Raw genomic sequence first — 12,473 nt, 5'->3', positions numbered from 1 at the left:
GGGTTCAGGAGGACGGGGCGGCCGACAGCACGGTCCCCTGCGCGACCGCGCAGAGCGTCCGCTCCCCCTCCTCCCCCGCGGCGAACAGCTCGCAGCGGACCACCGCCTGACGGCGGCCGGTGTGCGCGACCTCGGCGTGGGCGATGAGGGTGCTGCCGGTGGCGGGCCGGACGTACTGGATGGAGAATCCGCCGGTCAGTACGGCCGGGCCGAGCGTCGTACCGGCGGCGAAGGTGATCGCGTTGTCGGCCGCGTAGGCCAGGACCCCGCCGTGCAGAAAGCCGTTCTGCTGCTGGAGTTCCTGGCGGATGTCCACTTCGAGGGTGGCGGCGCCGTCCCCGAAGGCGGTGATCCGCGCCCCCACCAGGCCGCTGAACGGCTGGCTGTCGAGAACCTTCCGCGCCAACTGCAGGTCAAGTCCGTTCATGACAGAGCTCCTTGTCTCACCAGCGGACGGGCAGCCCGCGCACCCCGCGGATCAGCATCCCGGGAATCCAGTCCAGCTCCCCGGCCTCCGCGTCCGACGCGAGGGAGGGGCACCGCTCCAGCAGCGTACGGATCGCGATCCGGCCCTCCATGCGGGCCAGCGGCGCACCCACGCAGAAGTGGACGCCGTGTCCGAAGGCCAGGTGGCCCCGGGCGTCGCGGCGGATGTCGAAGGTGTCCGGTTCCGGGTAGCGGCCGCGGTCCCGGTCGGCGCCCGCCAGGGACACCAGGACCGGTGCGCCCGCCGGAACGACCCGCTGCCCGATCTCGACCTGCTCGCGGGGATAGCGGAACGTGGCGGTCTCCACCGGCCCGTCGTAGCGCAGCATCTCCTCGACCGCACCGCCGATCAGCTCCGGGTCGTCCCGCAGGGCCGCCAGTTGGCCGGGGTGGTCGAGCAGCGCCCGTACCCCGTTGGCGATCAGGTTGACCGTGGTCTCGTGGCCGGCGACGAGCAGCAGGAAGGCCATGCCCACGAGCTCGTCGGGCGACAGCCCGTCGCCCTCCTCGTCGCGTGTCCTGACCAGAGCACTCATCAGGTCGTCGCCGGGCGAGCACCGCTTGTCCTCGATGAGTTCGCGGAGGTACTCGTTCATGGCGCGCACCGCCTCGGCCTCCTGTTCCGGCGAGGCCGGGGTGATGACCCCCTTCGTCAGCCTGCGGAAGGCATCGCGGTCCAGGTCCGGCACACCGATCAGCTCGCAGATGACGGTCATCGGCAGCGGGAAGGCGAGCGCGTCGACGAGATCGGCGCGCCCTGCGGGCACCATCGCGTCGAGGAGCTCGTCGGTGATCTGCTGGACGCGCGGGCGCAGGGCCTCGACCCGGCGGGCGGTGAACTCCCGGGCGACGAGCTTGCGCAGCCGGGTGTGGTGGGGCGCGTCCAGCTCCAGCATGTTGAGGAAGATGGGGTCCATCTCGGCGGGTGCGCCCGGCAGGCCCCGCCAGTCCTTGGCGAACCGCTGGTCGGCGAGGGTCGCACGGGCCTCGTCGTATCCCACCACGAGCCAGACGCGCTCGAATTCGTCGGTGCGGACGGTGTGCACCGGGCCTGCGGCGCGGAGTTTCTCGTAGTACGGATGCGGGTTCGCGGTGAAGTCCGCGATCCCGCGCAGGTCGACGTCGACCTCGGCCTCGGCGCGGCCACTGGCATCGGACATGGGATCGCCCCTCCCGGTCTGACGGCTCGCCCTGTCCGACCCTGATCAGCCGGACAGGCCTGAGCTCTGCTCGATCGCTTCGGACCGACCGGTTCACCCTATGTCGCCGACTCCGTACCGTCATCGTCGAGCAGGCCGGCGTCGTGCACCAACAGCGCGATCTGGACACGGTTGTTGAAGCCGAACCTGGCCAGGATCCGGGACACCTGTGTCTTCACGGTCGCCACGCTGAGGTAGAGCGTCGCGGCGATCTCGGCGTTGGAACGGCCGCGGGCGACGGCGATCGCGACCTCGCGTTCCCGCTCGGCGAGTGACGCGATCCGCGCCCGTGCCCGGTCGGCGCGGTCCGCCCGGTCGTCGCGGCCGGTCCGGGGGCCGGTCCCGGCCGCGCGAGCCATGAGCTGGCGCGTCACCGCGGGCGACAGCACCGGATCGCCGGCCGCCACCCGTCGTACCGCGTCGACGATCTGCGCCGGCGGGGTGTCCTTCAGTACGAAGCCGGCCGCTCCGGCACGGATGGCCCGCAGCACCTGTTCGTCGGCGTGGAACGTCGTCAGGACGATGATCTGCGGGGCGCCGGGGCGGCTGCGCAGTACCTCGGTCGCGGTCAGCCCGTCCATGCCCGGCATCCGGATGTCCATCAGCACCACGTCGGGGCGCAGCCGGCCGACGAGTTCCGCGACCTCCGTGCCGTCCGCCCCCTCCCCCACGATGTCGATGTCGTCGGCGCCGCCCAGCATGAGGGCGAGCCCGGCCCGTACGAGCGGGTCGTCGTCGACGACGATCAGCCGGATGGGCTGCGCCTTGGGGTCCATCGGGGGCGGGGTGGTCATGAGGACCACCGTAGCCAGGCCCGGACACCGGCCGCGCCGGGGACCGGGGTAACCCGCGACGGTCAGGCCGGCCACGGCAGCGAGGCGCTGATCCGGAATCCGCCGTCCGGTTGCGGCCCGTGGTCGAGGCTGCCCCCGGCCAGGGTGGCGCGTTCCGTGAGCCCGATGAGCCCCTGGCCGGAACCGGGGACCTGCTCGAAGGGTTCGGTGGGAGCCGGATTGCGCACCTCGACGGTGAGCCCTTCGCCCGGGGCACCGGTGACCGTGACGGTGGCCTCGGTGCCGGGTGCGTGCTTGCGGGCGTTGGTCAGGCCTTCCTGGGCGATGCGGTAGACGGTGCGGCCGGTGGCGGCGGGGGCCGCGCCGGGGTCGTCGACGCGGTTGTCGAGGGTGACCTTCATGCCGGCCAGCCGGGACTCGGCGATCAGCGAGTTCAGCGTGGCGAGGGTGGGCTGCGGCCGGTCGCCGTCGCTCTCGCCGGGGCTGCGCAGGACTCCGATGATCTCGCGGAGGTCCTGGAGCGCCTCGTGCGCGCTGTCCCGGATGACCCCGGCCGCGCGGGCCACCTCGGCCGTGGGAGCGTCGGGGCGGAATTCGAGGGCTCCGGCGTGGACGCTGAGCAGGGTCAGCCGGTGGGCGAGGACATCGTGCATCTCGCGGGCGATGGCCTCGCGGGCGAGCCGCTGCGCCTGTTCGGCGCGGAGCTCCGCCTCGGTCTCGGCCCGGTGGGCCCGCTCGCGCAGGGTGACGACGAGCTGCGCCTGGACCGTACGACCATGCCCCAGCTGATCACCAGCAGGGGCAACAGCGCCCCGATGACCGTGGCCTCGACGAACGAGGTGTCCGGTTCGGGGCGCAGATACGGCTGTACGGGGGCGACTGCCAGGGTGAGTGCCCCGACGGCCGCCACAGGCCGGAACGGGCGGTGCACGGCCACCCCGAACAGCGCAACGAGCATGGCCCCCGCCGCGACCGGCTCGACCGTGGCGACCAGGACCAGGCCCACCGCGACGCCGAGCGGCCACCGCCGCCGCACCCACAGAGCACAGCAGGCCAGGGCACCGATCACGATGTCGGCGAACAGGACGCCGTCGGGGGTGGTGCGGTCGGCCTCGATCGTCGCGGCCGCGAGCATGCCGACCAGGGCCGCGCAGAGGAAGGCGGTGAGGTCGACGGCCCAGTCCCGCACGGTGCGTCGCGCGCGGCCGCGCCGGTCGCCGGGCAGCTCGGGGTCGGCCATCGCCGAGGGCAGCAGCCAGCGGTATTCCGTACGCGTCATGCCACAAAACTACCCAGGTCGGTCGGGTGGTCCCGGCCGTACGGACGTGAGGGGCGACCAAAGTCGCGCAGGACGAGACTTTCGGACGGGCGGGGCGGCGACGGTGGCCGCCGGCCGGCTCAGGGAGCGGCCGGAGTGACCGCCCGGCGGCCCCAGGCGGTACCGGCCAGGACGAGCACCGCGCCCACCGCGCCGAGCACGCCGAGCCGTTCGCCGCCGATCGCGATGCCCACGGCGGCGGCCCAGAGCGGCTCCGTACCGAGCAGCAGGCTGACCCGGGACGGTGAGGTGCGGCGTACCGACCACATCTGCACGAAGAAGGCGAAGAGCGTGCAGAAGACGGAGAGGAAGAGCAGCCCGCCCCATTCCCGGACGCCGAATCCCGCGGCCACGGTCCACGGCGCCTCCCCGGTGCCGGGCAGGGCCGCGAGCACGGCGAAGACGGCGACCGCGCTGCCGAGCTGGACCGTGGTCAGCGACAGCGAGTCGGCCCCCTGCACCGACTTGATGCGGGCCATCAGCAGCACGTGGACGGTACGGGCGAGGGCGGCCACCAGCATCAGCAGATCGCCGGCCGACGGACTGGTGAATCCGCCGCCCTGGGTCAGCAGCACCACACCGGCGACGGAGAGAACCGCGGCGGCGAGGAAGGCCCTGGGCGGCCGGACACGTGTCACGGCGGCCTCGGCGAGCGGGGTGAAGATCATGGTGAGGCTGATGATGAGCCCCGCGTTGGTCGCCGAGGTGTGCACGACGCCGTACGTCTCCACGAGGAAGATCGCGCTGAGGACGAGCCCCAGCAGGCCGGCCCCCCGCCACTGCGCCGCGCCGAGCGCCCGCAGCCTGCGCCGGCCGACCACGACCAGCACCGGCAGTACGACGGCGAACCGCAGCACGAGCACGGCGAGGACGGTCTGGGCGGTGGTGATGCCCTTGGCCGCCAGATAGCTCGAACCCCACACGACCGCGACGAGCAGCACGGGCAGATCGGTGAGCCAGGCACGGCGGGACGGGGCGAGGGCGGGCACGGCGATCGAGGACACCTGGCTGGTTCTCCTGGTTCTCCACAGCGGGAACGATGTGGAGACCTCGATGGCTCGCACGCGGAACGATCACCGTATCGGGCGTTGCCCCGTCCGGAACAGCCCTCTCAGGCGTCGAGCGGGAAGGTACCGAACCGCGCCGGGCCCGCCGGCCGGTAGGTGTGGATCGAGATGCCGCTCGGGGTCTCCTGCGCCGCGATCCGCTCGAAGGCGGTCGGCGGCCCGTCCTCCGGGAAGAGGCGGCCGCCTTGGCCCAGCACGACCGGGAAGCGGAGGAGGTGGTACTCGTCGATCAGGTCGTGCGCCATCAGGGACCGGGCGAGCGCGCCGCTGCCGTGGATCTGGAGCTCGCCGCCCTCCGTGCGCTCCTTGAGGCGGGCGATCTCCTCGGCGACGTCCGTGGAGATGACGGTCGTGTCGTGCCACTCGGGCGAGTCCAGGGTGGTCGAGACGACGTACTTGGGGAGCGCGTTGAGGCGGCTCGCCACCAGGTGGTCGGGGTCGGTCACCTTGGGCCAGTACGCGGCGAAGATGTCGTACGTGCGACGGCCCAGGAGGAAGGCCGCCGACCGGTCGAACAGCTCATTGATGAACCGCATCATGCCCTCGTCCGCGAAGGGCACGATCCAGCCGCCGCACTCGAATCCGCCGCTGCGGTCCTCGTCCGGGCCGCCCGGTGCCTGCATGACTCCGTCGAGCGACAGGAATGTGGTGAGTGTCAGCTTGGCCATGGTCCTTCTCCTGTGTTCCGGTCCACCGATGGTCTTTCTTCTCTGACCCCGCTGCCACCCGGAACTCATCGGTCGGGCCGCAGAACGGCGTCCCACGCAGGCGTCCGATTCCCGCCGGTGACGGCCGGGCGGAACGACTTTCCTTGTCGGTGTCGAAGCGCACGAAGCGCACGACGGAACACCGCCGACCTGCGAGGAACCCATGATGAACAGCACCAGCACCACCACCGGCACGACCCGCACCGCGCTCGTCACCGGAGGCAGCCGCGGCATCGGCGCCGCGACGGCCCTGCGACTCGCCCGGGAGGGCGTCGACGTGGCACTGACGTACGTACAGGACGAGGCGGCCGCCCACGAGGTCGTGGCGAAGATCCGCTCGTACGGCCGACGGGGCATCGCCCTGCGCGTGGACTCGGCCGACCCGGAAGCGGTCCCGGCGGCCGTGACCGGGGCCGCGGACGCGCTCGGCCGGCTGGACATCCTGGTCAACAACGCGGGCATCGGCGTCCTCGGCCCCATCGGCACCCTCACCCCGGCCGACGTGGACCGGGTGCTGGCGGTGAATGTGCGGGCGGTGTTCCTGGCCTGCCGCGCGGCGGCGGAGCTGATGGAGCGCGGTGGCCGCATCGTCTCCATCGGCACGGCGCTGAGCCGGCACGCGGGCGGTCCCGGCTCCACCCTCTACGCGATGAGCAAGTCGGCGCTGGCCGGACTCACCAAGCCGCTCGCCCGCGAGCTCGGCCCGCGCGGCATCACGGTCAACCTGGTGCAACCCGGTCCGGTCGACACGGATCTCAACCCGGCCGACGGCCCGTTCGCCGCCGGCCAGCGCTCGGCGACCGCCCTGGACCGCTTCGGCACGACGGACGAAGTGGCTTCGCTCGTCGCCTACTTGGCCAGTGGCGAGGCCGCGTACATCACCGGCACCGAGCTGACGGTGGACGGCGGCCACGCGGCCTGACCGCACCCTCACCGGAAGGCGGAAGCCTGCGGCGTCACCGTGAGCGCGGGGTGACCTCCGCCATCCGGGACCAACCCTCGCCCGGCACCTCCACGTTGATGATCTCCGGGGTCTCGGCCACGAGGTCCGCCATCAGGTCCATGGCCGCCGCGAAGTGCTCGGACTTCACATGGGCCTCACCGGCCTCGGGCGAGGCGAAGGCCTCAAGGAGGACGAACTGGTCCGGGTTCTCGACGCTGTACGACCACTCGAAGAACACATTGCCCGGCTCCTGCCGGGTGGCGAGGGTGAAGGGCTCGACGGCCGGGAGCCAGTTGTCGCGCTCGGCGCTGCGGACGGTGAACTTGACGGCGATGAAAATCATGCGTCCAGGGTCGCATAAGCCCTGGACACGGACTCATCGGGCACACCCGGATGGCGTCGGACGGGCCGGACACCGGCCCGTCCGACGTCGGGCTACCCGCCCAGCTCGCGGTGACGGGCCGCCAGCCGCGCGGCGCCCTCCTCGGTCGGTGAGCCGAACAGCCGGAGCCGGGAGATCCCGCCGTCCGGGAAGATGTCGATCCGGACGTGCGTGGCCCGGACCGCCTCCGGCAGGACGAAGCGGTGGTCGGTGTCGGGCTGCAGCCGGGTCCGGGGCAGTACCTCGGTCCATTCGCCGCTCTCGCCGTCGCGGGCGAAGAGGCTCGCCCAGCCCGCCGAGTTGCCCTTCAGATACGCGGTGTCGATCTCGACCGCACGGATCTGTGCCTGCTCGACGAGCCGGTAGCGGATCCAGTCGTTGCCCCTGTCGCGCCGGCGGCGGGTCTCCCAGCCGTCGTCCATCTTGCGGGACCGGCCGGGCTGGATGGTGTTGGTGGCCGGGGAGTAGAAGCGGTCGGAGGCGTCCTCCACCGTGCCGCCGTTCTCCAGGGCGACCAGGTCGAAGGTGCCGAGGGCGGCCAGCCAGGCGGGGTCGGGGGTGATCTCGCCGTACACCCGGAGGCGGGCTATCCCGCCGTCGGGATGCTGGTTGACCCGCAGATGGGTGACGAACTGCTCGGCCTCGACCACGAAACCATTGGCCGCGTGCCCGCCAACGGCCGTACGGGGTACGAGCGTTGTCCACTTCACCTCGGGCGCGAGGAGCTCCTCGGGCGACGGGGAGCCGGGCACGCAGGCCGCCTCGACGGAGACCGCCTGCGGGTAGTTGCCGCGGAAGTGGGCGGTGTCGACGACGATGCCGCGTACGATTCCGGGCGCGCCGAGCCGTACCAGCGCCCAGTCGTGGTCCTCGTCCGCGGGGTGCGGCACGTCCGCGCTCGCACCGCGACGACGGCGGGTCTCCCAGCCGTCCATGATCTTGCCCTTGTGACCGAAGCGCTCGGGATCGAACTCGGCGGGCTCCGGCTTGAGCAGGTTCTCGCGCTCGGCGAAGAACTCGTCGTTGGCGGCGATCACACCCGCGCCGAGCCGCCGGTCGGCGAGGTCGACGAGGTCGGTGAAGGGGAAGTCGGCGGTGCGGTAGTCGGCGTACGGGTCGCCGCCGCCGTACGGGTTCGCGTCACCGGTGAAGCGCTCGGTCGCCGTCATGATCACTGGTTCCTTTCGAGGAGGCGGCCGGTGGGCCCGGAGACGGCGCCGTCGGCCGCGATCCGTTCGCCGCGCAGCCAGGTCGACTTCACGACGCCGTGCAGGGTCTTGCCGGCGTACGCGGTGACCTGGTTGCGGTGGAAGAGTTCGGCGGGGTCGACGGTGAACGTGTCGTCCGGGGCGAGCACCGCGAAGTCCGCGTCGCGGCCGGCCTCGATGGCGCCCTTCCAGGTCAGTCCGGCCAGTTCGGCGGGGGCGGCCGACATCCAGCGGGCGACGTCGTCGAGCGAGTGACCGCGCCTGCGGGCCTCGGTCCAGATGGCGGGCAGTCCCAGCTGGAGGGAGGAGATCCCGCCCCAGGCGGAGGCGAAGTCCGGCATCTTGAGGTCGGTGGTGCACGGCGAGTGGTCGGAGACGATGCAGTCGATCGTCCCGTCGGCCAGCCCCTCCCACAGCGCGTCCTGGTTGGCGGCCTCGCGGATCGGCGGGCAGCACTTGAACTCCGTTGCCCCGTCCGGGACTTCCTCGGCGGTGAGGGTGAGGAAGTGCGGGCAGGACTCCACCGTGATCCGTACGCCTTCGCGCTTCGCGGCGGCGATCATCGGCAGTGCGTCACTGGAGGACAGATGCAGGACGTGGACGCGGGCGTTCAGCCGTCTGGCATGCGCGATCAGTCCCTCGACCGCGGTGTTCTCGGCGTCGCGCGGCCGGGAGGCGAGGAAGTCGGCGTACGCGGGCCCGCCGCGCTGCGGGGCATCGGCCAGGTGGTGCGGGTCCTCGGCGTGCACGATCAGCAGCCCGCCGAAGCCGGCGATCTCCGCCATGGACCGGGCCAGCTGCTCCTGGTCGAGCTCCGGGAACTCCTCGACGCCGGAGGGCGAGAGGAAGCACTTGAAGCCGAACACCCCGGCCTCGTGGAGCGGTCGCAGGTCCTTGACGTTGGACGGGATCGCACCGCCCCAGAAACCGGTGTCGATGTGCGCCTTGGGGGCGGCCACCTGCTGCTTGGTGCGCAGGTGGTCGACGGTGGTGGTCGGCGGGAGGGAGTTGAGCGGCATGTCGAGCAGGGTGGTGATGCCGCCCGCCGCCGCCGCGCGGGTGGCGGTGAAGAAGCCTTCCCACTCCGTGCGGCCCGGGTCGTTCACATGGACATGCGTGTCGACGAGTCCGGGCAGCAGGACGTCGTCGCCGAAGTCCTCCAGCCGGGCGTCGGCCGGCACCTCGGTGTCGTACGGCAGGACGGCGTCGATTCTCCCGTCGGCGACGGCGACCGCTGCGGGGCGCGTCCCGTCCGGGGTGACGACACGCGTCGAGCGCAGTACCAGCTTCACGTCCGCACCGGACACCCGTGCTCCTCACTTCGGACTTTTGAACGCTGACGAATTTCAACGAACTGTTGAAGGAGTCTTCACTCGGGATTCGGGCCCGTCAAGACCCCACTTTCCTCGCCGGACGACCGGCGGGCCACCCCGCGCCCATAATTGGAGATTTCCACAAAGTAAAAGTCTCATTTCGGAGAGCGGAACGTAACATGGGACCAGTGCTGGCCGGAAGATCTGCCCCGCCGACTGCCGACACCGGGACAAACGGGCTCTGACCGGCCAGGACGCCGTACCCGGAGCAGTGGGCCGATCGGGAACCGCCCGGTAGGCTGCTGGGTGCCTCGCCGGGCGGGGCACCCGCTCTTCCGCCTCGAAAGGACCGTTGACGTGCCGCCGTCCCACGCCAGCACATCCGACTCCAAGCCCGCCGCTTCCAGCGGTGGTGTGCAGTCCCTTGAGCGTGCCTTCGATCTGCTGGAGCGGATGGCGGACGCGGGGGGTGAGGTCGGGCTGAGCGAACTCTCCGCGAGCAGCGGGCTCCCGCTGCCGACCATTCACCGCCTGATGCGCACGCTGGTGCTCTGCGGATACGTGCGCCAGCAGCCCAATCGGCGCTACGCCCTCGGCCCGCGGCTGATCCGGCTCGGCGAGTCCGCGTCCCGGCTGCTCGGCACCTGGGCCCGCCCGTACCTGGCGCGCCTGGTCGAGGAGACCGGCGAGACCGCGAACATGGCGCTGCTCGACGGCGACGAAATCGTGTACGTGGCACAGGTGCCGTCCAAGCACTCGATGCGCATGTTCACCGAGGTGGGCCGCCGGGTGCTCCCCCACTCCACCGGGGTCGGCAAGGCGCTGCTGGCGCACACGCCGCCGGAGGAGGTGCGGGCCCTGCTCGCCCGTACCGGGATGCCGGCCGCCACCGAGAAGACGATCACCACCCCCGACGGCTTCCTCGACGCGCTGGAGCAGGTCCGCCGGGTCGGCTACGCGGTCGACGACAACGAGCAGGAGATCGGGGTGCGCTGCCTGGCGGTCCCGGTCCCGAACTCGCCGACTTCGGCCGCGATTTCGATCTCCGGTCCGGCGGGCCGGGTGACGGACACGGCAACGGAGCGGATCGTGCCGATCCTCCAGCAGGCCGCGAAGGAACTCTCCGACGCACTGGCGAGCAGCGGTTCCACCGGCTGAGACGCTCCGGAACGAAAGGAGGGGTGGCCGGGGCCACCCCTCCTCCCCGCACGATGTCTCAGACCGGTTCGGGCACCGTCAGGCAGCCGTCGTCCATCCGGACCGTGCGGTCCGCCTTGTCCAGATGGGCCAGGTCGTGCGTGACCAGCACCGTCGCCGTCGACCGCTCCCGGGTCAGCGCGACCAGCAGGTCCAGCACCGCCGCACCCCGCTCGTGATCGAGCGCGCTGGTCGGTTCGTCGACCAGCAGCACCGCCGGGTCGTTCATCAGGGCCCGCGCGATGTTGATCCGCTGCCGCTGCCCGCCCGACAGCTGGTGCGGCCTGCGCCCGGCCTGGTCCGCCAGGCCGACCGCGTCCAGCAGTTCCAGTGCCCGGCCGCGGGCTGCGCGTACCGCGCCGCCCGAGAGGTGGGTCATCACCTGGAGCTGTTCGGCCGCCGTGAGCGACGGCAGCAGATTGGGCTGCTGGAAGACGATACCGATGTGCTCGCGGCGCAGCTGAGCCTGTTGCGCGCGGCCCAGGCCCGCGGTGTCCGTACCGGCGACAACCACCCGGCCCTCGTCGGGGGTGACCAGGGTCGCGGCCACCGCGAGCAGGCTGGACTTGCCCGAGCCGGACGGTCCCACGACCGCGGTGAGCGTGCCCGCGGGCACCTCCAGCGAGATCCGGTCGAGGGCGGTGAGCCGGCTGTCGCCGTCGGGGTAGGTGAGGGTGACGTCGGCGAGGGTGAGGGTCATCGGGCACTCCCGAGTGCGGTGAGCGGGTCGACGGCGGTGATCCGCCGGATGGACAGGGCCGCCCCGAGGGCACCGAGGACGATCATGACGGCCGCCGGGACCAGGACGGTCGCCGCGTCGAGGACGAACGGCACGGCACTGCCGCTGATCACGGCGCCGAGGCCCGAGGCCAGTGCCGTGCCCACCCCCGTACCGATGGCGAGCATCACCACGGCCTGCCCGAGCGCGTCGCGCAGCAGATACGGGGTGGAGGCGCCGAGCGCCTTGAGCACGGCGACGTCGCCGCTGCGCTGGATCGTCCAGACGGTGAAGAAGGCGCCGATGACCAGGGCGGAGATGGCGAAGAGGAAGCCGCGCATCAGCTGGAGCGAGCCGTTCTCGGCCTGGTAGGAGCCGATGGCGGTGAGGGAGTCGCCGAGGGAGAGCGTGCTGGTGCCGGCCGCCTTGTCGCCCGCGGCGAGATCGACGCCGTCGGTGGTGGTCAGGGCGATCACCGTGGCATGCCGTCCCCGGCCGTCGCCGTCGCCCCCGAACCGCTGCCAGTCGTCGAACGAGGTCCACACGACCGGCGTGTGGCTGTACGAGGCGTCCCCCGCGACGGCCGCGACGGTGACCTCGGTGGAGCCGAGCCGCAGCCGGTCACCGGCCCCGACCGCCAGGTCGTCGGCGGCCTGCCCGGACAGCACCACCTTCCCCGGGCCGACCCGCGCACCGCTGGTGGGCGCCAGGTCCCCGTCCGGCTCGACCCCGAACGCCGATACCGCGGCCGTGCGCTCCCCCTGGCCGGCGACGGCGTTGAGCGTACGGATGCCGAGCGGTTCCGCGCCGCTCACCCCGGGCCGCTCCGCCCAGCTCCGCCAGGCACTCTCCTCGACGGCCGAGTCGGTGAAGGACACCGACCGGCCGTCGGGCGGGGCGGCGAACGCGAGGTGGTCGGCGTTCAGCCCCGTGACGGCCGAGGTGTTCTCCCGGGCCAGACCGGCGGTGAGTCCGGACAACAGACCCACGAGCAGCGTGATCAGCACCACGACCGTGCCCATGAGTGCGAACCGGCCCTTGGCGAACCGGAGATCTCTCCATGCGACGAACATGCCCCCAGCCTCGCCGTCCGGGCCGCCGGAAACATCGCTCGGCGGTGGGGCGAGACATCAACCTTTCG

At 72.0% G+C, this 12,473-nt stretch carries 12 protein-coding genes and 1 pseudogene; 2 read left to right on the top strand and 11 right to left on the bottom strand.

The features are described from left to right. Positions 1 to 4 precede the first annotated feature (4 nt). The 6 genes and pseudogenes from OG978_RS33090 to OG978_RS33065 all read right to left on the bottom strand — a co-directional run bounded on the left by OG978_RS33090 (position 5) and on the right by OG978_RS33065 (position 5,532). Positions 5 to 427, bottom strand: a complete 423-nt coding sequence (locus tag OG978_RS33090) for a PaaI family thioesterase (protein WP_326768731.1) — start codon at positions 425 to 427, stop codon at positions 5 to 7. Between the two features lie 16 nt (positions 428 to 443). Then, positions 444 to 1,646, bottom strand: coding sequence for a cytochrome P450 family protein (locus OG978_RS33085; protein ID WP_326768730.1), 1,203 nt, complete (start codon positions 1,644 to 1,646; stop codon positions 444 to 446). A gap of 98 nt (positions 1,647 to 1,744) precedes the next feature. Beyond that, positions 1,745 to 2,479 (bottom strand): response regulator transcription factor, encoded by a 735-nt coding sequence (locus tag OG978_RS33080; protein ID WP_326768729.1) that lies wholly within the window; start codon positions 2,477 to 2,479, stop codon positions 1,745 to 1,747. Positions 2,480 to 2,541: 62 nt separating this feature from the next. Continuing rightward, a pseudogene (locus OG978_RS33075) lies at positions 2,542 to 3,758 on the bottom strand (sensor histidine kinase). A 119-nt stretch (positions 3,759 to 3,877) separates the two neighbouring features. After that, entirely contained in the window at positions 3,878 to 4,801 is a 924-nt protein-coding gene (locus tag OG978_RS33070; RefSeq protein WP_326768728.1) for a DMT family transporter, read from the bottom strand. A gap of 107 nt (positions 4,802 to 4,908) precedes the next feature. Beyond that, positions 4,909 to 5,532, bottom strand: coding sequence for a dihydrofolate reductase family protein (locus tag OG978_RS33065; protein ID WP_326768727.1), 624 nt, complete (start codon positions 5,530 to 5,532; stop codon positions 4,909 to 4,911). Between the two features lie 205 nt (positions 5,533 to 5,737). Here OG978_RS33065 and OG978_RS33060 point away from each other — a divergent pair, with 205 nt between their 5' ends. Beyond that, on the top strand, positions 5,738 to 6,493 hold the full coding sequence (locus OG978_RS33060) for an SDR family NAD(P)-dependent oxidoreductase (RefSeq protein WP_326768726.1): 756 nt from the start codon (positions 5,738 to 5,740) through the stop codon (positions 6,491 to 6,493). Positions 6,494 to 6,527: 34 nt separating this feature from the next. On the opposite strand, the gene OG978_RS33055 is transcribed toward OG978_RS33060, so the two are convergent. From OG978_RS33055 to allB, 3 genes are all read right to left on the bottom strand, one after another. Then, positions 6,528 to 6,857, bottom strand: coding sequence for a putative quinol monooxygenase (locus OG978_RS33055; RefSeq protein ID WP_326768725.1), 330 nt, complete (start codon positions 6,855 to 6,857; stop codon positions 6,528 to 6,530). A gap of 92 nt (positions 6,858 to 6,949) precedes the next feature. Further along, positions 6,950 to 8,065, bottom strand: coding sequence for an allantoicase (gene alc, locus OG978_RS33050; protein WP_326768724.1), 1,116 nt, complete (start codon positions 8,063 to 8,065; stop codon positions 6,950 to 6,952). Between the two features lie 2 nt (positions 8,066 to 8,067). Then, on the bottom strand, positions 8,068 to 9,411 hold the full coding sequence (gene allB, locus OG978_RS33045; RefSeq protein WP_326768723.1) for an allantoinase AllB: 1,344 nt from the start codon (positions 9,409 to 9,411) through the stop codon (positions 8,068 to 8,070). Between the two features lie 363 nt (positions 9,412 to 9,774). Here allB and OG978_RS33040 point away from each other — a divergent pair, with 363 nt between their 5' ends. Then, the gene (locus tag OG978_RS33040) at positions 9,775 to 10,575 is read left to right on the top strand and encodes an IclR family transcriptional regulator (RefSeq protein WP_326768722.1); all 801 of its coding nucleotides are present in this window, start codon (positions 9,775 to 9,777) and stop codon (positions 10,573 to 10,575) included. 58 nt (positions 10,576 to 10,633) lie between these two features. Here OG978_RS33040 and OG978_RS33035 read toward each other — a convergent pair whose 3' ends face one another. Continuing rightward, the gene (locus OG978_RS33035) at positions 10,634 to 11,314 is read right to left on the bottom strand and encodes an ABC transporter ATP-binding protein (RefSeq protein ID WP_326768721.1); all 681 of its coding nucleotides are present in this window, start codon (positions 11,312 to 11,314) and stop codon (positions 10,634 to 10,636) included. Continuing rightward, complete coding sequence (locus OG978_RS33030) at positions 11,311 to 12,405, bottom strand: ABC transporter permease (protein ID WP_326768720.1); 1,095 nt, start codon at positions 12,403 to 12,405, stop codon at positions 11,311 to 11,313. The genes OG978_RS33035 and OG978_RS33030 overlap by 4 nt, the downstream gene beginning before the upstream one ends. Positions 12,406 to 12,473: the final 68 nt, after the last annotated feature.

Origin of the sequence: Streptomyces sp. NBC_01591 (assembly GCF_035918155.1) — a bacterium.
In the GTDB taxonomy this organism is placed as follows: domain Bacteria; phylum Actinomycetota; class Actinomycetes; order Streptomycetales; family Streptomycetaceae; genus Streptomyces.
The sequence above is the reverse complement of the archived record's forward strand: the minus strand, read 5'-3'. Positions and strand labels throughout refer to the sequence as shown.